Origin of the sequence: Roseovarius sp. SCSIO 43702 (assembly GCF_019599045.1) — a bacterium.
GTDB lineage: Bacteria > Pseudomonadota > Alphaproteobacteria > Rhodobacterales > Rhodobacteraceae > Roseovarius.
In genome coordinates this window covers 1,999,103-2,018,926 of the sequence record NZ_CP080623.1, presented here as the reverse complement: position 1 = coordinate 2,018,926, position 19,824 = coordinate 1,999,103, and the positions used below count along the sequence as shown (strand labels likewise).

Sequence of the window (19,824 nt, the reverse complement as noted above, 5' to 3'; positions counted from 1 at the left end):
GCGCCTCAGGTCTTGTTGCCTGCCGCGACCCGTTCCTTCATCAGGTGGGACGGGCGGAAGGTGAGGACGCGGCGGGGTTTGATCGGGACTTCCTCGCCGGTCTTGGGATTGCGGCCGACGCGGGCCGATTTGTCGCGCACCGAGAAGGTGCCGAAGGACGAGATCTTGACCTGTTCACCCCGGACGAGGGCGTCGGACATGTGCTCCAGAACGCTTTCGACGAGCTGTGCGGAATCGTTGCGGGAGAGACCCACTTCGCGGAAAATCGCCTCGCTCAGGTCCATGCGCGTCAGTGTGCCATCACTCATTTCATCCCCCCGTTGATTTCCGCCAACTTTGGGGGGAAGAATTTTGCGAGTCAATATCAATGACTTGGACGCCGGTGTTGCCGCGCGGATTCAGGCCGTTTACCAGCGTAAAACGACCGATCCCCAGGCAAGGCCGCCGCCGATCGCCTCGCTCAGCACGATGTCGCCGCGCTTGATGCGCTCCTCGGCGACGCCGACCGAGAGGGCCAGGGGGATGGAGGCCGCTGACGTGTTGCCGTGATCCTGAACCGTGAGGATCACGCGGTTCATCGGCACGCCCATCTTGCGCGCGGTGCCCTGGATGATGCGGATATTCGCCTGGTGCGGCACGATCCAGTCCACCTCGCTTCCGAGGATACCCGCCTTCTCGAGGGAGGTTTCGGCGGTGCTGGTGAGCTTCTCGACCGCCTGCCGGAAGAGTTGATTGCCCTGCATCCTGAGCTTGCCCGCCGTGCCGGTGGTCGAAACCCCGCCATCGACGAAGAGCATGTCCCTGTAGCGCCCGTCGGAATTGAGATCGGTCGCGAGGATGCCGCGATCTTCCTTGGTGCCGCGCCCGGTCTCGGCCCCGAGGATCAGCGCGCCGGCGCCGTCCCCGAAGAGAACGCAGGTCGAGCGGTCCTCCCAGTCCATGATGCGGCTGAAGGTCTCGGCGCCGATGACGAGCACGCGCTCGGCCTGGCCCGCGACGATGAGCGCGTTGGCGTTGCAAAGCGCATAGACGAAGCCTGCGCAGACGGCCTGAACATCGAAGGCGAAGCCCCGCGTCATGCCGAGCCGGCTTTGCACCATCGTGCCCACCGACGGAAAGGTGAGGTCGGGCGTCGAGGTGGCCACAAGGATGCAGTCGATGTCGTCAGCGGTGAGCCCGGCATCGTCGAGCGCGGCCTGCGCGGCGCGGAGCGCGAGGTCGGACGTCGTTTCGCCCTCGGCCGCGAAATGGCGCCGCTCGATGCCCGAGCGGGTGCGGATCCATTCGTCGGAGGTGTCGAGGAAATCCTCGAACCACGCGTTCTCGACCACGCGCTCGGGCAGGTAGTGGCCCACGCCCAGGGCGACCGCGCGGCGGGTCATGATGCCTCCCTCCCGGTTGCCGGGGTGTCATCGTCGTCAGCGCTCTCGTCGGCCAGAAGCGAGGCGGCGGCCACGCGGGCGGCCAGACGCTCGGTAAAGCCGCTCTCGGCGAGCTGGAAGGCGAGCTTGATGGCCGCGGAAATGCCCGTGGCGTCGGCCGAGCCATGCGACTTGACCACGGTGCCGTTCAGCCCGAGGAACACGCCGCCGTTCACGCGGCGCGGGTCGATCCGCTTCTTGAGGCGCTGCATCGACGTGTAGGCCAGAAGTGAGGCGAGACGCGAAAGGGGCGTATATTTGAAAGCTTCGCGCAGAAGCTCGGAAATGAGTTCGGCGGTGCCTTCGCCGGTCTTGAGTGCCACGTTGCCGGTAAAGCCGTCGGTCACGATCACGTCGCAGATGTCGCCGGGCAGGTCGCGCCCCTCGACGAAGCCCGCGAAATCGAACCCCGCGGTTCCGGCATTCGCGTCGATGAGATCATGCGCCTCGCGCAGTTCGGCGCGGCCCTTGTGCTCTTCGGTGCCGACATTGAGCAGCCCGACGCGCGGTTTCTCGACCCCGAGGCCGTTGCGGGCATAGGAGACGCCCATCAGCGCGTATTGCATGAGGTCCTTGGCATCCGCGCGCACATCGGCGCCGCCGTCCAGAAGCACGTTGAACCCCTGCGGGTTGCGCGAGGGCCAGAGCACGGCGATGGCGGGACGATAGATGCCGGCAAGGCGGCGCAGGCGCAGCACCGAAAGCGCCATGAGCGCGCCGGTATTGCCGCAGGAAACGCAGGCCATCGCCTCGCCGGCGCGCACCGATTCGAGCGCGGACCACATCGAGGTCGATTTGCCGTGGCGCATCACCTGGCTGGGCTTGTCCTCCATCGACACCACGTCGGCGGCATCGCGGATCTCGAGGCGGCCTTCGAGATGACGCTTGCGCGCGAAAAGCGGCTCGAGCTCGGATTTGCGTCCGTGCACGATGAAGCCGATCTCGCGATTCTTCTTCGCGGCGAGGGCAACGGCGGCAACGACGGCGGACGGTCCGCGGTCGCCTCCCATGGCGTCGACGGAAATCACGGTGCGCCCGGATCCCGCCGCTCTGGATCGATCCTCATGCGCGGTCATGCGGGCGATGGTCCTTTGCGCCGGCTCAGGCTGCGTCGTCTTCCAGGTCGATTTCGTCCGACATGGTGACGACTTCGCGGTCGCCGTAGTGACCGCACGCGGCGCAGACGTGATGCGGCCGCTTGAGTTCGCCGCAGTTCGAGCACTCGTTGGGGTTTGCCGCTTCGAGCGAATCGTGGGCACGGCGCATGTTGCGGCGCGATTTCGATACTTTGTTCTGTTGGACAGCCATGTCACAACCTCAATCTCTGTGGGCCGGTCCGGCCCGGTTTCGTGCTGGTTCGGCGGCTCATACCCGTTTGCAGGCCGCGCGAAAACCCCGGAATGCGGTGGAAGCGCGAAAATAGGAGCGAAATGTCGCCGGGGCAAGCGGTTTTTCTGCTTTGCAGCGAAGCCGGTTCAGTCGTCCTTGCCGAGCTTGTCGCGCAGCGCGGCGAGCCCAGCGAAGGGCTTCACGTCCTCGTCGGTGAGCGGCTGCGCGCCCTCGGGCGCGGCAGAGAGGTCGACCGGCCGGGAGGTGTCGGCGCGGGGATAGGTGGGCAGCGCGAGCGACAGGGCCTCGGTCAGGATCGCGTCGAGCGCGATCGTATCGGAAAGCGGCTCGGCCTCTACTTCCTCGGGCATCGGCGCCTCCTCGGCCTCGGGGACGGGGACGCCATCGGCGAGGAAGCGACGCATCACCTCGGTCTCGATTCGCGTCGTCACCGGCTCGAGCGTGGCGACGCAGGCCTGCACCACCGTCGCGCCGAGATGCCCGTCAAGCCGCCAGTCGCGCCGGCCCTCGGACGTCACGGTGCCCTCGAAAACGACCTTGCGGCAGTCGAGGAGGTCGAGCCCGGCGGCAAGGGCCGCGAGCCCTTCGGCATCGGGCACGAGGCGAAACGCGTTCGGCGCGCGCTGAGACAGTTTCGCCACGCCGAGGCGCGCGGTGGTGATGGGAGACTCTGCCATGGCGTGCCGCTTTCTTGTTTGATCCTCTGGACCACGATGATGTATGCGGGATAAAAGGCGAATACGGCCAAGATCAAGGGGCAGGTGACGTGAGACAGGTCAATCGTTGGAAAACCGGGATTGCGATCCTGGCGATGTTGGCCATGGCGGCCTGCACTTCGCGCTACCAGAACCATGGCTACATGCCGCCGCCGGAAGACCTTCAGAACATCGTGGTGGGCGTGGATACCCGCGCCACCGTGGATGACACGATCGGGCCTCCCACCACGTCGGGCGTGCTGCCAGACGGGAACTACTACTACGTTCGCAGCAGGGTGCGCCATTTCGGGGCGTTCCGGCCAGAGGTGGTCGACCGCACGGTCCTCGCGATCAGCTTCGACCAGAACGACACGGTGCGCAACATCGAGACCTTCGGCCTCGACGATGGCCGCCCGGTGCGTCTCACGCGGCGCGTGACCGACAATTCGGTCGAGGGCAACGGCTTCCTCCGGCAGGTCTTCGGCAATATCGGCCGGCTCAATCCCGGCGAGTTCTTCTAGCGTCGCGCTTGTCTGGCCGGCGGTGCTTGCCTAAGAATGGCGGTGCTGTCGGTTCGGGGGCATGGCCCATGTTTTCCAAGGGGCGATACAGGGCGAGGGTCGCGGCGGGGCCCGACGATCTCGCCCGTGCGCAGGCGCTCAGGGCGCGGGTGTTCGGACTGGGTGCCGAGCGCGACGCGGATCACCTCGACGAGGTTTGCCGGCACATGCTGGTCGAGGAGGTCGCGGGCGGTGCGCTTGCCGGGTGCTACCGCTTTCTCGAACTGCCGCATGGCGGCCTGATCGGCCAGAGCTATTCGGCGCAGTTCTATCATCTTGAATCCCTGGTGGAATTTCCCGGCCCGCTGATCGAGATGGGGCGCTTCTGCATCGCGCCGGGGCGGCGCGACCCGGACATCCTGCGCGTGGCCTGGGGGGCGATGACCCGGCTGGTGGATAGGCGCGGGATCGAGATGCTCTTCGGCTGCTCGTCGTTCGCGGGGACCGAGCCGGAGGTTTTCGCGGAGAGTTTCGCGCTCCTGGCGCAGCGCCATCTTGCGCCGGCGCGCTGGCGGCCCGGTGTGCGGTCGGCGCGGGTCGTGCCCTTCGCCGAGATGTTCGCCGACCGGCGTTTCGATCCCCGCGAGGCGATGCGCCGGATGCCATCCCTGCTCAAGACCTACCTGACCATGGGCGGATGGGTGAGCGATCATGCCGTCATAGATTCCGGCATGAACACGATGCACGTGTTTACCGGCGTCGAGATCGCGGCGATCCCGCCCGCGCGGCAGCGGCTTCTGAGGGCCGTGGCGCAGTAGCGCCGCTTGACGGGATCGCGGCGGAAGGATAGGCGGCGCGCATGGCCCAGGCACCGCTTCTCCAGCTTTCCGACATCTCGCTCACCTTCGGCGGAGAGCCGGTATTCGACGACCTCTCGCTCGTGATCCAGCCCGGCGACCGGGTCGCGCTGGTCGGGCGGAACGGGTCGGGAAAATCCACGCTTCTCAAGGTGATGGCCGGTCTTGTTGAACCGGACAAGGGGGAACGGGTGGTGCCGACGGGCATCCGCGTGGGCTACATGGAGCAAGAGCCCGACATGAGCGGCTTCGACACGCTCGGGGCCTTCGCGTCGGCCGCGCTCGAGCCGGGCGAACTCTACCGGGTGGAGCGCGCGGGCGAGGGGCTGAAATTCGACCCCGAGCGCCCGGTCGCGACCGCCTCGGGCGGCGAGCGGCGGCGCGCGGCGCTGGCGCGGATCATGGCCGAAGCGCCCGATCTCATGCTGCTCGACGAGCCGACGAACCACCTCGACATCGAGGCGATCGGCTGGCTGGAGCAGGAGCTGAAGGCGACGCGGGCGGGCTTCGTGCTGATCAGCCACGACCGCGCCTTCCTGCGTGAACTTACCCGCGCAACGCTCTGGATAGACAGGGGAATGACGCGCCGGCAGGAGAAGGGATTCGAGCATTTCGAGGCCTGGCGCGACAAGGTCTGGGAGGAAGAGGATAGCGCGCGCCACAAGCTTGACCGCAAGATCAAGGCCGAGGCCCGCTGGGCCGTGGAAGGCATCAGCGCGCGGCGCAAGCGCAACCAGGGCCGCGTGCGCGCGTTGCAGGACCTGCGGGCCGAACGTGCGGCGCAGATCAGGCGGCAGGGCGCCGCGGCGATGGAGCTGTCCTCGGGGCCGAAATCGGGCAAACGGGTGATCGAGGCGCGGGGAATCGCGAAATCCTACGGTGACAGGAAAATCCTAACGAATTTCGACCTGCGCGTGCAGCGCGGCGACCGGGTGGCGTTCGTGGGCCCGAACGGCGTGGGCAAGACCACGCTGCTGAAGATCCTGCTGGGCGAGGTCGCCCCGGATGCGGGCACGGTCGAACACGGCACCAACCTCGAGGTGGCGGTCTTCGACCAGGCGCGCGCGCAGCTCGATCCCGACATGACGCTTTGGGAGAGCCTGACGGGCGAACCCGACATGCGCGTCGCGGGCAATGCAGATCAGGTCATGGTGCGCGGTCAGCCCCGCCATGTGGTCGGATATCTCAAGGATTTCCTCTTCGACGAGCGGCAGGCGCGGGCGCCCGTGCGCTCGCTCTCGGGGGGTGAGAAGGCGCGGCTTCTGCTGGCCAAGCTGATGGCGCGGGAGAGCAACGTGCTTGTCCTCGACGAGCCGACGAACGACCTCGACATCGAGACGCTGGACCTGCTTCAGGAGCTTCTGGACGACTACGACGGCACCGTCCTGCTGGTGAGCCACGACCGCGATTTCCTCGACCGGGTGGCGGCGACGACGGTGGCGATGGAGGGCGATGGCCGTGCGACCGTCTATGCCGGCGGCTGGAGCGACTACCAGTCGCAGAAACGCGCCGAGGCGCGCGAGGAAAAGCAAGCCAAATCAAGGCAGAGCGAGGCAAAGCCGAAGCAGGACAGAGCGGGGCGGGCGCCGAAGGGCCTGAGCTTCACCGAGCGTCACAGGCTCGAGGAATTGCCCGACGTGATCGCCCGGCTCGAGGCGGAGATCGGCAAGCTCGAGGAGCTTCTGGCCGACCCTGAGCTGTTCACCCGCGAGCCGGTCAAGTTCCGCCGCGCAACCGAGGCGCTGAGCCAGCGCCAGGAGGCGCTGAACGCGGCCGAGGATGAGTGGCTGCGGCTGGCCGAGAAGGCCGAATCCTGACGTCGGTATCCATGTCGGTATCCACGTCGGTATCACGTCGGTGCGAAGGTTAACGAAACGTCACTGCATCCTGAGCGCGCCATCGAGGCGGATAACCTCGCCGTTGAGATAGTCGCATTCGATGATGAACCGGGCGAGGGCCGCGAATTCCGCCGGATCGCCCAGGCGGCGGGGGAAGGGCACGTCGGCGGCGAGCTCGTCCTGGACCTCCTGTGGCAATCCCTTGAGCATGGGGGTCGCGAAGATGCCCGGCGCGATGGCCATGACACGGATGCCCTCGCGCGTGAGATCGCGCGCCATGGGCAGCGTGAGGCCCACGATCCCGCCCTTGGACGCGGCATAGGCCGTCTGCCCCTTCTGTCCGTCGAAGGCGGCGATGGAGGCGGTGTTGACGATCACGCCGCGCTGGCCATTGGCATCGGGATCGTTGCCCGCCATTGCCGCGGCGGCGAGGCGGGCGACGTTGAAACTGCCCACGAGATTGATGTCGATGGTGCGCCGGAACGCGTCGAGCGGGTGCGGCCCGTCGCGGCCCAGCGTCTTGGCCCCCGTAGCGATCCCCGCGCAGTTGATCGCCGCCGTGATCCGCCCCATCGCGTCGCCGGCCTGCGCGATGGCGGCCGCCACGGAGGCTTCGTCGGTCACGTCGGTTTCGACGAACTGCGCGCCGATCTCGCGGGCCACGGCGCGGCCACGCTCGGCATCGCGGTCGAGAAGCGTCACGTCGGCGCCTTCTGCGCGCAGGTGGCGGGCGGTGGCTTCGCCCAGCCCGGAGGCGGCCCCGGTCACGATGGCGGCGGTCCTGGTGATCTGCATGGCGCACCTCGGCATGAGAATTGAACGTCTGTTCAGATACCGCGCCGGGCGGCGCCTGTCAAAGGGGCCGGGTGAGTCGGCGGGACGCGAAACCGAGGCCCATCACCGTGAGCAGAATGCGGATGATGTGGTGCAGCGTGACGAAGGCCGGGTTGGCCTGAAGCGAGAGCGCGACGAGGGCCATCTCGGTCAGGCCGCCGGGGGCGAAGCTGATGAGGAGCACGTCGAACGGCTCGGGCCAGACCAGCAGGAGCAGCCCCGCGAAGAGCGCGGCGAGCGCCAGCATCCCCGCGACCGAGAGCGCCGAGAGCCAGACGCCGCGCAGCAGGAGCCGCCGGTCGAGCCCCTTGAAGCGCAGCCCGAGCGCGACGCCGACGACGATCTGCGCGTCGTTGATGAGCCATTGCGGCAGGCCGATCGTGGCGAGACCCGAAAGGGTGACGGCGCCCGCGGCCAGGAGCGGCCCGGTCAGTTGCCGCGCGGGCAGGCGCAGCAGGATGCCCGCCGCGATGCCCACCCCGAGCGTGGCAAGGACGAGCGGCACCGCCTGCCAGTCGGTGTCGGCGCGGGCGAAGCTCATGCCGGCCGAGCTTCCGACCGGGGCGCCGAGCCAGAGCGAGAGGCCCACGGGCAGGGCGGTGACCACGAAGATGACGCGCAGGAATTGCTGGAGCATCAGGCGCGAGAGGTCGGCGCCGTGCTCCTCGCCGAGCGCGATCGATTCGTAGAGCCCTCCCGGCGCGCCCGCGCAGAGGGCCGTGGCGCGGTCATAGCCGCCAAGACGCCGGAAGATCAGGTAGTTGAGCCCCTGGGCGGTGCCCACGAACCCCGCGAGGGCCGCGACGCTGAGCCCGAGGCGGGCCGGGTCCGAGAAGAGCGCGGGGGTGATCTGCCCGCCGATCATCATGCCGATGAGCCCGATGAAGACGAGCCGGAGCCGTTGCGGGAAGGTATAGCCCGCGGGCAGGAGACCCGGGCGCAGGATGCCGAGGGTGGCCGACATGACGAGAGGGCCGAGCAGGTAGGGAAGCGGCAGTCCGGCCCGGACCGCCAGAGGGGCGGCGACGAGCCAGCCGGCGAGCAGGAGGGCAAGGGTTGCGATGAGACGCGGCATGGCCTGTTGAAGCACCATGGCGGGGGGGTTCAAGGTGGCGTCGTCACCCGGAGGGGAATGGCGTGGTCAAGGGTGATGCGGGGGCGGTGTTTGGAGCGGGTAACGGGAATCGAACCCGTAACTTAAGCTTGGGAAGCTCGCGTGATACCTTTTCACCATACCCGCGTCCGAGGCTCGATTTAAGAGGCGCGGCGGGGACAGTCAAGCGACGTGAAACCGGCGCCTTCGTTAACGGCGCGCACGGTCGGGCGCGGAGCCCGGGCCGCGGTGTGCGTGAGCCGTGGCGCGCAAGCGACTGGTTAACGGGGCGAAGTCCGGGTCGGTATCATGTCGGTATCCACGTCGGTATCGCGTCGGTGGAGGGTGAGTCGGCGCAGGTGTTAACGGGGCGTGCGGTGGTGCGGGTGTTAACTTGTGTCGCGAGGAGGGCCGGGGCGGGTTTGTGTGGAGGACGGGAGGCCCCGGCTCGGGGGCCGGGGCGGTGTTGGGTGGATGGCGCGGAGTCCCGGGTCGGGGGCCGGGGCGGGTTGGCGTGGAGGGGGCGAGGCCCCGGCTCGGGGGCCGGGGCGGGTTTGTGTAAAGGGCGCGGAGTCCCGGGTCGGGGGGAGTGGAGTGGGGCTCACCCCCGTCGCCGGCGTCGGCGGCCGCCGCCTGCGGGGTCCTCGCCCTTGGTGTTGAAGGACGGGTTCGGCAGGGGTGCGATCTTGGCCAGTTCGGGGAAGGGGGCGGTCTTGTGCGGGATCGCGTTGGCGGCGACGAAATGCTCCTGGAACTTGGGCTCGATCGCGGTCTCGACCTTGTGGATCTGGCGCACGGTGCGCTCGATCTCGGCGCGGGCGGCGATGTTGCAGAGCGCGATGCGTGCGCCGGTGCCCGCGGCGTTGCCGGCGCTCGTCACCTTGTCGAGGGGCGCGTCGGGGATCATGCCCAGCACCATGGCATGCAGGGGCGAGATATGCGCGCCGAAGGCCCCGGCCAGCACCACGCGGTCCACGCGGTCCACGCCGCGCTCGTCCATCAGAAGGCGCGCGCCGGCATAGAGCGCGGATTTCGCGAGCTGGATAGCGCGGATGTCGCCCTGGGTCACGGTGATGCGCGGCCCGCCCGTGTCGGAGGCGTCGAAGACGAGATAGCTGTGGGTGCGGCCCTCGGCCACGCAGCGGGAGGTGCCGGTCTGGGCCGCCGAACCGATGAGGCCGGATTCGTCCATGAGGCCCGCCATGCGCAGTTCGGCCACGGCTTCGATGATGCCCGAGCCGCAGATGCCGGTGATGCCGGTCGAGGCGGTGGCTTCGGCGAAGCCCTCCTCGTCGGACCAGAGATCGCAGCCGATCACGCGGAAGCGCGGTTCCTTGGTCTCGGGGTCGATGCGGATCGCCTCGATCGCGCCGGGCGCCGCGCGCTGGCCGCTGCTTATCTGCGCACCCTCGAAGGCGGGGCCGGTGGGCGAGGAACAGGCGAGCACCGAGGTCTTGTCGCCCAGGAGGATCTCGGCGTTGGTGCCCACGTCGATGATGAGCGCGAGGTCGTCGGACTTGCCCGGCTCCTCGGAGAGGGCGACGGCGGCCGCGTCGGCGCCCACATGGCCCGCGATGCAGGGCAGGATATAGGCGCGGGCGCGGGTGTTGATCGCCTCGAGTCCAAGCTCGCGCGCCATGAGCGAGACGCTTTCGGAGGTGGCGAGCGCGAAGGGCGCCTGGCCCAGTTCCACCGGGTCGATCCCGAGGAGCAGGTGGTGCATGACCGGGTTGCAGACCAGCACCACCTCGACGATGAGCGCGGCGTCGATTTCGGCCTCGCGCGCGATTTCCTGTGCCAGCGTGTCGATCGCCTCGCGCACGGCGGCGGTCATCTCGACATCGCCGCCGGGGTTCATCATCGCGTAGCTCACCCGGCTCATGAGATCCTCGCCGAAGCGGATCTGGGGGTTCATGATGCCGGAGCTGGCCTTGACCTCGCCGGTGTCGAGGTCGGTGAGATGCGCCGCGACGGTGGTCGAGCCGAGGTCGATGGCGAGACCGTAGAGCCCGCCCTCGTGCAGGCCCGGCCAGATCTCGATGACGCTTGCCACCGCGTCGCGATGGGACTTGTGCAGCGCGACCGTCACCTGCCACTTGCCCTTGCGGAGCGTCGGCTGGAGCTTGGAGAGAAGCGTGAGATCGGCGCGGATCTCGGGGATCTCCCATTCGCGCTTGAGCGCGCGGGCGAGCCGCTCGAGATCGCCGGTGGGTTCGTGCATGTCGGGCTCGTCCACCTCGACGAAATAGAGGCGGGTGGCGGGGTCCATCTCGATCACGCGGGCGGTGGCGGCCTTGCGCACGACCTGTCGGTGGACCTGGGATTCGGGGGGCACGTCGATGACCACGTCGCGCTGCACCGTGGCCTGGCAGCCGAGGCGGCGGCCGGGTTTCAACCCGCGCTTCTGATCGTAGCGTTCCTCGACCGCGTTCCACTCGGACAGCGCGTCCTCGTGGACGGTGACGCCGTGCTTGGAGAATTCGCCATATCCCGGCGTCACCTGGCATTTGGAGCAGATGCCGCGCCCGCCGCAGACCGAATCGAGATCGACGCCGAGCTGACGCGCGGCGGTGAGGACGGGCGTGCCCGCGGGGAAGCGGCCGCGCTTGCCCGAGGGGGTGAAGACGACGAGGGGATCCTTGGTGTCGGTCATGGCCCGTGCTCCGGTGCTGGGGGTGTCGCGCGCGACGATAGGGGTTTTGGCGGCGGGGGAAAGCCCGATCCCGGCAGTTTGTGACGTGGGCGCGGCATTATTCCGCGTGATCTTCGGGGTCGGCGGTTCCGCGTTGAGTGTTTGACCCGGTAGGGGACGGGTGCGCGGCGATCAGAGGCCCACCATGCGCCGGATGTCGGCCAGGGTGGCGCCGGCGTCGCGATAGGCGGTGATCGCGCGGGCGTCGTCGCGCTTGGCCAGGCGGCGCCCGGTATCGTCCCGGATCAGGCGGTGATGGTGGTAGATGGGCGTGGGCAGGTCGAGGAGATGCTGGAGCAGCGCGTGGATGGGCGTCGCATCGAAGAGGTCCCGGCCGCGGATGACGTGGGTGATGCCCTGGTGGGCATCGTCGAGCACCACCGAGAGGTGATAGGAGCCGAGGAAATCCCGGCGCGACAGGACGATGTCGCCGATCCGGTCGCGCAGATCGGCGTGGTAGTGGAGCTGCGCGCCCGTATCGCCCAGCGGACCGGCGCCGGTTTCGAAAAATCCCACCGTGGCCGGCGCGGCGGCGGCCATGTCGAGGCGCAGTGCCGTGCCCCGGGGCCGCTTGCCGGTGCGCGGGTGGCGCTTGCGGCAGGTGCCGGGGTAGATCAGCCCGTCGGGCCCGTGCAGCGGCGCGCCTTCCTGCGGGGCCGAGGCCGCGGCGGCGATGTCGGCGCGGGTGCAGGTGCAGGGATAGATGAGCCCGCGATCCCAGAGCGCATCGAGCGCGGCCTCGTAGGCGGAGAGGCGGTCGGACTGGCGGAGCGGGGGCGCGTCCCAGGCGAGGCCGAGCCAGGCCAGGTCGTCGAGAAGCTGCGCCTCCCATTCGGGGCGCGAGCGCGCGGTGTCGATATCCTCGATCCGCAGCAGGAAGCGCCCCCCGGCGGCGCGCGCCATGTCATGCGCGAGAAGCGCCGAATAGGCGTGGCCGAGATGCAGGGGGCCGGTCGGGGATGGGGCGAAACGGGTGGCGAATGTCACGCTTTTTCAATGAGGTAAACGGTGGACTTGATGTCGCGCGCGGGCAAGTGCTTGCCCCGTGTCTTGCGCAGGAGCCGCGCCGCGCCGGTGTCGAGCCAGTTGCAGAGCGCGGCCATGTAGCCCGGTTCGTGCTGAAGCGCGTGGTCGTTGAGGCTGAGGCTCAGCAGGCCATCGCGCGGCAGCGCGCGCATCAGCATGTCGAAGGTCTCGGGCGGGGCCGCGCCGACACCGAGAACCCCCGCCGCGGCGATGGCCGGGTAGGCGCCGGGGGCGAGTGGGGGATCGGCCGAGAGGTCGAGCCGGGTGAGGTTGCGGTAGACGCCCTTCGCGGCGGCCTCGTCGAGCATGGGCTGGCTGGGGTCCGTGCCGTCGATCACGGTGAAGCCCGCGTCGCGCAGCGCGAGCCCCGAGAGCCCCGTGCCGCAGCCGAAATCCAGCACCGGCGCGTCGAGCGTGGCGCGGCGGGCAAGCGCGCGGGCCACGCGTTCGGGCGCGGCATAGCCCGCCTCGGTCAGCTCCGCGTCGTAGGTCGCGGCCCAGCGGTCGTAGATGTCGTCGGTCTCGACCTGGCTTGCGGGACGATACACGTGGTCCAGAAACTTGTCACTCATGGGGCCAGTTAACCACGCCCCCCGGGCGGCGTCCAGTTCAGGCCGCGTCGAGCGACTGCCGGAGCGGGTAGGCGGAGAGCCAGTCGGTCCAGGCCGACTTGGCGCGGTCGGTATAGGCCTTGTAGCGGTCGCGGCGGCCGCGGCGCCCGCCCTTCAGCCCGTCGACGGGGCGGAAGAGACCGAAATTGACGTTCATCGGCTGGAAGGTCTTGGCCTCGGCGCCGCCGGTGATGTGGTGGATGAGCGCGCCCATGGCGCTGTCATGGGGGGCGGTGGGGATCTCGTGACCGGCGAGCCGTGCCGCGGAAAGGCGCCCGGCCAGAAGGCCCATCGCGGCGCTTTCCACGTAGCCCTCGACGCCGGTGATCTGGCCGGCGAAGCGGATATGGGGCCGGGAGCGGAGGCGCATCCGGTCGTCGAGCAACGTGGGCGAGTTGATGAACGTGTTGCGATGGATGCCGCCCATGCGCGCGAACTGAGCGCTCTCGAGACCAGGAATCATTCTGAAAACAGCAGCTTGCGCGCCGTATTTCATCTTGGTCTGGAAGCCCACGATATTGTAGAGTGTGCCCAGCGCGTTGTCGCGGCGAAGCTGGACGATGGCATGGGGTTTCACATCGGGCTGATGCGGGTTGGTGAGCCCGACGGGCTTCATCGGGCCGTGACGCAGGGTTTCGCGTCCGCGCTCGGCCATGACCTCGATGGGCAGGCAGCCGTCGAAATACTGCGCGGTCTCGCCCTCGCGGAACTCGGTCTTCTCGGCGGCGAGCAGCGCGTCGATGAAGGCCTCGTAGGTGGGTTTGTCCATCGGGCAGTTGAGATAGGCGGTGCGCTCTTCCTCGGTCTCGCCCTTGTCGTAGCGCGACTGCATCCAGGCGCGGGACATGTCGATGGAGTCGAAATGCACGATTGGCGCGATCGCGTCGAAGAAGGCGAGCCGGTCGGTGCCGGTCTCGGCCGCGATGGCCTGCCCGAGGGCGCCCGAGGTGAGCGGGCCGGTGGCGATGATCCAGTGGCCCTCGGCGGGGAGCGTCGTGACTTCGCCGGTCTCGACCGAGACGAGAGGATGGGCGCGGAGCCGCTCGGTCACGCCGCGCGCGAACGCCTCGCGGTCAACGGCGAGCGCGCCGCCCGCGGGCAGGCGGTGGCGGTCGCCCATCTCCATGATGAGCGAGCCGGCGGCGCGCATTTCCCAGTGCAGGAGCCCCACGGCGTTCTGTTCGTCGTCGTCGGAGCGGAAGGAGTTGGAGCACACCATCTCGGCCAGATCGCCGGTCTGGTGGGCGAAGGTGCCCACATGGGGGCGCATCTCGTGGATCACCACGGGGATGCCGTGGGTCGCGGCCTGCCAGGCGGCTTCGGAGCCGGCCATGCCGCCGCCGACGATATGGAGTGTCTCTGTCATGGGGGCGATTTAGGGCATGAGCCGCGGCGAGGGAAGGGCAGGCCCGGGTTTCGTGCGAGAAAGGGCGCGGGACATGCAGGACATCGGGCGCCCCGGCACCCAACGCGCCGGGGTCGCGGAACGCGGCGCGATCAGTCGCCCTGTCTCGGCCGGCAGATGAGCAGGTCGGCGGGCGGATCGCGCATGAGGTCGGTCACGAGGCTTCCCAGAAGCGCGCGCTGCTGACCCACGCGGCCATGCGCGCCGAGGGCGAGCAGGGCGGGGCCGCCGCGGCGCAGCTCGTCGCCGAGGATCTGGTGCGCGCTGCCCGCGTCCATGCGGGTTTCGCCGATCCGCCCGGGCAGGGTCTGATCGGCGCGCCAGGCGGCGTCGGCCTCGCGGGCCTCGCGCCGGAAACTCGCCTCGAGCGCGCCCGAATCGTGCCGGGCGAGCATGCCGCGATAGGGGATGTGCAGCGCGTGGACCGGGGTGATCGGTGCGTCGGGGCAAAGCTCGGCCGCGAGACTGGCCGCCGCCGCGCTGGCCGGCGAGAAATCGGTCGCGACGATGACGCGCTCATGCGGGCCGCTGACCGGCTCGCTCACCATCAGGACGGGCGTGGCGGAGAGGCGCGTGATCCGCTGTCCGGTGGTTTCGCGCACCGCGTCGAAAAAGGCGCGGGGCCGGTGGACCCCCAGCACGAGCAGGGCCGGGTCGGTCTTTTGCGTCTCGGCCAGGATCTCGGCGGTGGGGTCGCCGGGGCGCACCCGCAGGTCCACGTCGAGACCCTTGCAATCCCGCTCGATGAGGCTGTTCAGGGCCTTTTCGCTGGCCATGACCTGCGCGTCGGTGACGTCGGCGGGCGCCGCGTCGTCGACGATGGCGAGCAGGGCGAGGTCGGCGCCGGTCTGACGGGCGAGCATGACCGCCCGCTGGAACGCGCGGTCGGACCGGGCGGACAGGTCGGTTGCGACGAGATAGGTGTGCGGCATCGGGACCTCCCACATGTTTCTTCGAGGGCGCGCCTCCCTGCTACCGACATGGAGGAGGAGGCCGGGCTTTGCAACGGGTTGAAATGCCGCAAGCGGCGGAACCACAGGTGGAATCCGCGCGTTTCCCCCGAAAGCAAGGGAGAGCGAGATGAGCACACCGAAAAAGGACCAGTCACACAATGCCGACGAGAAGGCGAGTGACGACACGGTCGCCAAGCCCGACAACGCGATCAATCCCGACGACGCGTTCGGCAAGCCGGAAGAGGGCGAGGAATGGACCCACTCGGCCATGAACGAGGCGCTGCGCAAGCCCGCCTACAAGACCGGGAAGGGCAAGACCGCGAAGAAGCAGGTCGATGACCTGAAGGATGATTGAGGAGGAAAGACGATGTCCGATCCGAGCATCAAGGACGAAGAGACGTATGAAGAGCTGAAGGACCAGGGCTATTCCAAGGAGAAGGCCGCGCGCATCGCGAATGCGCAGGCCAATGACAGCATGAAGCCGTCGAAGAAGGGCGGGAAGCATCCGCCCTACGAGGAATGGAGCAAGGACGAGCTTTATGACAAGGCCCAGGAGGTCGGCATCGACGGCCGCAGCGACATGACGAAGGACGAGCTGATCGAAGCCTTGCGCAACAGGTAAGGCGCAGACCCTCAGCGCGTCGAGGCGCGGCGCAGCATCTCGGCGGCGTCGGGGTGGTCGAGAAGGGCTTCGGACACTTCGAACTCATGATGCGGCCGGGGGGCGTGGCCGGGGATCCTGCGGCTCAGCGCCTCGTCCAGGTCGGGCGGCAGTGCGGCGCGGGTGCGGGTGTCGACCAGCAGCGTCTCGGCGGCGATCCCCTCGGCATAGATGATCTGGTGTTCGTCGAAAAGGATCTGGAAATAGTCGACGAAGCCGCCATCCTCCTGCACGATCGTGGTGCCGTTCACAAGGTGCCGCGCCCGCACGAGGATCTCGTTGCGGCCCGCGCCCAGCGCGTCGGAGCGCTGGTAGATGAAGAGGCGGTGATCGGGGCTGACCAGCAGGTCGCCGGTGTTGTTGAGCGCGCCCGCGCGGATGCGGATGGGCGCGAAGCTGCCGGTGGCGCGCATGGTCGAGGCGCCGATCCAGCGCACGGTCTGCGGGCCGTCGTCGCGGGTGAGCACCCGGACGCCTTCGCGCAGCGCCTCGATGGGGGTCTGGGCGCCGGAGGCCATCGTGATCCTCGTCCCGCGCGTGAAGGAGACGCAGGCCACCTGTGCGAACTTGGTGCGGGCGCTGTCCCGGTCGATCCCGACGAGCGTGTAGTCGATCTTGGCCTCGAGCGGCGCGAGGGGGAGGGCGAAGACCTGCTCCACGTCGCCCGCCGCGTCCACCTCGACCATGACGATGATCTCGGTCGTGGCGCCCTGGCTCGACATGAAGGTGAGGCAGGCGTCGAGACAGAGCCGGTTGCCGGGGACGCCCACGCGGCTGCCGGAGGCGACGAGAAAGCCGCCGTCGGGCCGGGTTTCGAGCGTGAGGCGCACGGGGGTCGCCCCGGCGCGCAGCTCGTAGGTGTCGTCGAGGTCGAGCTCGGCCGCGAAGGAGATCGGATCACCGAGATTTGCGCCGGCCACGACGTTGAAGACCGCCGCGCGATAGACGGGCAGTGTCTGGGTCAGGGACGGTCCGGGGTCGGTCATCTGGTCTTGGTCCGTTCGAAACGGGGCGGTTTTCACTTCACACGCCCGGATGTAGGCTGCATTTATGGCGGCAACGGGACGGGAAGCCGGTGATTTGCCGGCGCATCCCCGCGAATCGCATCCCCATCGACGGCATCGCAACAGGAGGACCAGAATATGGATTTCGGGCTTAAGGGTAAACGGGCACTTGTCTGCGCCTCGAGTCGCGGGCTCGGCCTTGGCTGCGCGCGGGCGCTGGCCGGCGAGGGCGTGCACCTCGTCATGAACGCGCGCGGCAAGGACGTGCTCGAGGACGCGGCGCAGAAGATCCGCGACGAGTTCGGCGTCGAGGTCGAGACGGTGGCGGCGGACGTGACCACCGAGGACGGGCGCAAGCCGCTCATCGACGCGGCGGGCGAGGCGGATATCCTCGTCAACAACGCGGGCGGGCCGCCGCCGGGGATGTGGCAGGACTGGGACCGCGAGGATTTCATCCGCGCGCTCGACGCCAACATGCTGGCGCCCATCGCGCTCATCAAGGCGCTGGTGCCGGGGATGATGGAGCGCGGGTGGGGCCGGGTGGTGAACATCACCTCGCAATCGGTCAAGGCGCCGATCCCGGTTCTCGGCCTCAGCAACTCGGCGCGCGCGGGGCTTACCGGCTACGTCGCGGGCACGTCGCGGCAGGTGGCCGGATCGGGTGTCACGATCAACAACCTGCTGCCCGGCATCCACGATACCGACCGTGCCGACGCGCTCGACCGGGCGGTGTGCGAGAAGGAGGGGATCAGCATGGAGGAGGCGCGCGCGCGGCGATGTGCGGGAATCCCGGCGGGACGTTACGGCACGGCCGAGGAGTTCGGGGCCGCCTGTGCCTTCCTCTGCAGCCGGCACGCGGGCTTCATCGTCGGTCAGAACATCCTGCTGGACGGGGGCGGCGTGAACGCGACGCTGTGACGGCGCGGTCCCGAGGTTGCGCAGGGGGCGGTGTGTTGGTATCGGCAGCATGATCTTCCGATAAATTCGGTCGGAAAAGCCACGCGAGGTTCCGTTGAGCGAAGCCCCCCCGAGACTCGAGGTGCGAAACCTCACACGCCGCTATGACGGGCGCGTGGTCGTCGATGACCTGTCCTTCAGCGTGATGGCGGGGCAGGTGACGTGCCTCCTGGGTCCGTCGGGTTGCGGCAAGTCGACGACGCTTCGGATGATCGCGGGCGTCGAGATGCAGGACGAGGGCGAGATCTTCGTGGATGGCCAGCTCATCTGCGACACGGTCTTCCGCGTCCCGCCCGAGCGGCGGCAGATCGGGTTGATGTTCCAGGACTTCGCGCTGTTCCCGCATCTGAGCGTGACCGACAACGTGGCCTTCGGCCTGAGCGGCGACAAGGCGGCACAGGCGGCGCGGGTCGCGGAACTGCTCGAGCGGGTGGGGCTCGGGGACTACGGCTCGGCCTTCCCGCACGAGCTTTCGGGCGGCGAGCAGCAGCGCGTTGCGCTGGCGCGCGCGCTGGCGCCCGAGCCGCAGGTGATGCTCATGGACGAGCCGTTCTCGGGGCTCGACAACCGCCTGCGCGACGGCATCCGCGACGAGACGCTCGACATCCTGCGCGAACAGGGCACCGCGGTGCTGCTCGTCACCCATGAGCCCGAGGAGGCGATGCGCATGGCCGACGAGATCGCGCTCATGCGGGGCGGGCGGATCGTGCAGATGGGCGCCCCCTACAACATCTACAACGCGCCGGTGGACCGCGAATGCGTGGCCTTCTTCTCGGACGTGAACGTGATCCGGGGGCGGGTGAAGGGCGCGCTGACCGAAACGCCGTTCGGCAAGTTCTTCACCCCCGGCGTCGAGGACGGGCGCGAGGTCGAGATCGTGATCCGTCCGCAGCACGTCAAGATCGACTTCGACCGGGGCGGACGCGGGCCCAACCCCACGATGGCCGAGGGCACGCCGGTGCGCGGCGAGGTGGTGCGCGCGCGGTTCATGGGCAACGAGAGCCTCGTGGAATTCCGCATGGCCCATGACGGGTCGATCATGCGCGCGACCGTCCCCGGCGTGTTCCTGCCCGCGAACGGCACGGTGCTGTGGCTCATGATCCGGCGCGACAAGTGTTTCGTCTTTCCGGTGGAGGAGCGCGATGGCTGAGCTTGCGGGCAGACATGCGGTGGTCACGGGCGGCGCGGGGGGTATCGGGCTTGCCTGCGCGCGGGGCCTTGCGGAGGCGGGCGCGCGGGTGACGATCCTCGATCTCGACGAGGAGACCTGCACGCGGGGCCGCGAGACGCTGGCCGAGGCGGGATGCCCGGTCGAGAGCGTGGCCTGCGACGTCGCGGACCGCGCGGCCTGCGAAGCCGCGTTCGCGGCGATCGGCGCGACCGATATTCTCGTGACCTGCGCGGCGATCGTCCGACCGGCCCGCATCCTCGAGTTCGACCCCGAGGACTGGCACCGCGTCCTCGAGGTCAACCTCACCGGCACCTTCCATTGCGCGCAGCTTGCCGGGCGGCAGATGGTCGAGAGGGGCTGGGGCCGGATCATTACCCTGTCGTCGGTGAACGGCCAGATCGCGAATATCGGGCGCGGCGCCTATGCCTGCTCCAAGGGCGGTGTGGACATGCTGACCCGGCTTCTGGCGGCGGAGCTGGGCGACAGGGGCGTCACGGCGAACGCGGTCGCGCCCATTCCGGTGGACACGCCCATGATCCTCGAGGCGCATGGGCCGCAGGATCGCGCGCTCTGGCACGCGCAGACGCCGAACCCGCGCTACGCGCGACCCGACGAGGTGGCCGATGCGGTCGTCTTTCTTGCCTCCGAGCGCGCCGGTTTCGTCAACGGCCACATCCTGAACGTCGATGGCGGGTTCATGGCCTCGGGCATCTTGCCGCGGTGAGCGGGAAAATCGGGATTTCCCGGCAGAAGGAC

The 19,824-nt window shown here is 68.8% G+C and carries 21 protein-coding genes and 1 tRNA gene; 8 read left to right on the top strand and 14 right to left on the bottom strand.

The features are described from left to right. Positions 1-5 precede the first annotated feature (5 nt). From ihfA to K1T73_RS09920, 5 genes are all read right to left on the bottom strand, one after another. Positions 6-308, bottom strand: a complete 303-nt coding sequence (gene ihfA, locus K1T73_RS09940) for an integration host factor subunit alpha (protein ID WP_220600563.1) — start codon at positions 306-308, stop codon at positions 6-8. A 99-nt stretch (positions 309-407) separates the two neighbouring features. Beyond that, positions 408-1,382, bottom strand: coding sequence for a beta-ketoacyl-ACP synthase III (locus tag K1T73_RS09935; protein WP_220600562.1), 975 nt, complete (start codon positions 1,380-1,382; stop codon positions 408-410). Continuing rightward, positions 1,379-2,497, bottom strand: a complete 1,119-nt coding sequence (gene plsX / locus K1T73_RS09930) for a phosphate acyltransferase PlsX (RefSeq protein WP_220600561.1) — start codon at positions 2,495-2,497, stop codon at positions 1,379-1,381. The genes K1T73_RS09935 and plsX overlap by 4 nt, the downstream gene beginning before the upstream one ends. A 25-nt stretch (positions 2,498-2,522) precedes the next feature. After that, complete coding sequence (rpmF, locus tag K1T73_RS09925) at positions 2,523-2,729, bottom strand: 50S ribosomal protein L32 (protein WP_220600560.1); 207 nt, start codon at positions 2,727-2,729, stop codon at positions 2,523-2,525. 167 nt (positions 2,730-2,896) lie between these two features. Further along, the gene (locus tag K1T73_RS09920; RefSeq protein WP_220600559.1) at positions 2,897-3,448 is read right to left on the bottom strand and encodes a DUF177 domain-containing protein; all 552 of its coding nucleotides are present in this window, start codon (positions 3,446-3,448) and stop codon (positions 2,897-2,899) included. A gap of 134 nt (positions 3,449-3,582) precedes the next feature. Here K1T73_RS09920 and K1T73_RS09915 point away from each other — a divergent pair, with 134 nt between their 5' ends. The 3 genes from K1T73_RS09915 (at position 3,583) to K1T73_RS09905 (ending at position 6,640) form a co-directional block, all read left to right on the top strand. Beyond that, positions 3,583-3,987 (top strand): outer membrane protein assembly factor BamE, encoded by a 405-nt coding sequence (locus K1T73_RS09915; protein WP_220603694.1) that lies wholly within the window; start codon positions 3,583-3,585, stop codon positions 3,985-3,987. A gap of 68 nt (positions 3,988-4,055) precedes the next feature. Next, entirely contained in the window at positions 4,056-4,784 is a 729-nt protein-coding gene (locus K1T73_RS09910) for a GNAT family N-acetyltransferase (RefSeq protein ID WP_220600558.1), read from the top strand. Between the two features lie 41 nt (positions 4,785-4,825). Beyond that, positions 4,826-6,640, top strand: coding sequence for an ABC-F family ATP-binding cassette domain-containing protein (locus K1T73_RS09905; protein WP_220600557.1), 1,815 nt, complete (start codon positions 4,826-4,828; stop codon positions 6,638-6,640). A gap of 60 nt (positions 6,641-6,700) precedes the next feature. Here K1T73_RS09905 and K1T73_RS09900 read toward each other — a convergent pair whose 3' ends face one another. The 8 genes from K1T73_RS09900 to K1T73_RS09865 form a co-directional block, all read right to left on the bottom strand. Further along, on the bottom strand, positions 6,701-7,456 hold the full coding sequence (locus K1T73_RS09900) for an SDR family NAD(P)-dependent oxidoreductase (RefSeq protein WP_220600556.1): 756 nt from the start codon (positions 7,454-7,456) through the stop codon (positions 6,701-6,703). Positions 7,457-7,514: 58 nt separating this feature from the next. Continuing rightward, positions 7,515-8,603, bottom strand: coding sequence for an AbrB family transcriptional regulator (locus tag K1T73_RS09895; protein WP_259400211.1), 1,089 nt, complete (start codon positions 8,601-8,603; stop codon positions 7,515-7,517). A gap of 58 nt (positions 8,604-8,661) precedes the next feature. Then, positions 8,662-8,735 (bottom strand) — tRNA-Gly (locus K1T73_RS09890). A gap of 454 nt (positions 8,736-9,189) precedes the next feature. Next, positions 9,190-11,241: an ASKHA domain-containing protein gene (locus K1T73_RS09885; RefSeq protein WP_220600555.1), complete on the bottom strand. Its 2,052-nt coding sequence runs from the start codon at positions 11,239-11,241 to the stop codon at positions 9,190-9,192. A gap of 171 nt (positions 11,242-11,412) precedes the next feature. After that, complete coding sequence (gene gluQRS, locus K1T73_RS09880; RefSeq protein WP_220600554.1) at positions 11,413-12,267, bottom strand: tRNA glutamyl-Q(34) synthetase GluQRS; 855 nt, start codon at positions 12,265-12,267, stop codon at positions 11,413-11,415. Further along, positions 12,264-12,878, bottom strand: coding sequence for a class I SAM-dependent methyltransferase (locus K1T73_RS09875; RefSeq protein ID WP_220600553.1), 615 nt, complete (start codon positions 12,876-12,878; stop codon positions 12,264-12,266). The genes gluQRS and K1T73_RS09875 overlap by 4 nt, the downstream gene beginning before the upstream one ends. 37 nt (positions 12,879-12,915) lie before the next feature. Continuing rightward, complete coding sequence (trmFO, locus tag K1T73_RS09870; RefSeq protein WP_220600552.1) at positions 12,916-14,283, bottom strand: methylenetetrahydrofolate--tRNA-(uracil(54)-C(5))-methyltransferase (FADH(2)-oxidizing) TrmFO; 1,368 nt, start codon at positions 14,281-14,283, stop codon at positions 12,916-12,918. 131 nt (positions 14,284-14,414) lie between these two features. Beyond that, entirely contained in the window at positions 14,415-15,254 is an 840-nt protein-coding gene (locus tag K1T73_RS09865) for a universal stress protein (RefSeq protein WP_220600551.1), read from the bottom strand. Positions 15,255-15,402: 148 nt separating this feature from the next. Between K1T73_RS09865 and K1T73_RS09860 the strand changes: the two genes are divergently transcribed. Next, entirely contained in the window at positions 15,403-15,630 is a 228-nt protein-coding gene (locus K1T73_RS09860; RefSeq protein ID WP_220600550.1) for a hypothetical protein, read from the top strand. 12 nt (positions 15,631-15,642) lie between these two features. After that, positions 15,643-15,897, top strand: a complete 255-nt coding sequence (locus K1T73_RS09855) for a Rho termination factor N-terminal domain-containing protein (protein ID WP_220600549.1) — start codon at positions 15,643-15,645, stop codon at positions 15,895-15,897. 11 nt (positions 15,898-15,908) lie between these two features. Here K1T73_RS09855 and K1T73_RS09850 read toward each other — a convergent pair whose 3' ends face one another. Then, entirely contained in the window at positions 15,909-16,922 is a 1,014-nt protein-coding gene (locus tag K1T73_RS09850) for a Hint domain-containing protein (RefSeq protein WP_220600548.1), read from the bottom strand. A 156-nt stretch (positions 16,923-17,078) separates the two neighbouring features. Here K1T73_RS09850 and K1T73_RS09845 point away from each other — a divergent pair, with 156 nt between their 5' ends. The 3 genes from K1T73_RS09845 to K1T73_RS09835 all read left to right on the top strand — a co-directional run bounded on the left by K1T73_RS09845 (position 17,079) and on the right by K1T73_RS09835 (position 19,792). Then, positions 17,079-17,858, top strand: a complete 780-nt coding sequence (locus tag K1T73_RS09845; RefSeq protein ID WP_220600547.1) for an SDR family oxidoreductase — start codon at positions 17,079-17,081, stop codon at positions 17,856-17,858. Positions 17,859-17,979: 121 nt separating this feature from the next. Further along, positions 17,980-19,047: an ABC transporter ATP-binding protein gene (locus K1T73_RS09840; protein WP_259400210.1), complete on the top strand. Its 1,068-nt coding sequence runs from the start codon at positions 17,980-17,982 to the stop codon at positions 19,045-19,047. Beyond that, entirely contained in the window at positions 19,040-19,792 is a 753-nt protein-coding gene (locus K1T73_RS09835) for an SDR family NAD(P)-dependent oxidoreductase (protein ID WP_220600545.1), read from the top strand. Before K1T73_RS09840 ends, K1T73_RS09835 begins: the two co-directional genes overlap by 8 nt. Positions 19,793-19,824: the final 32 nt, after the last annotated feature.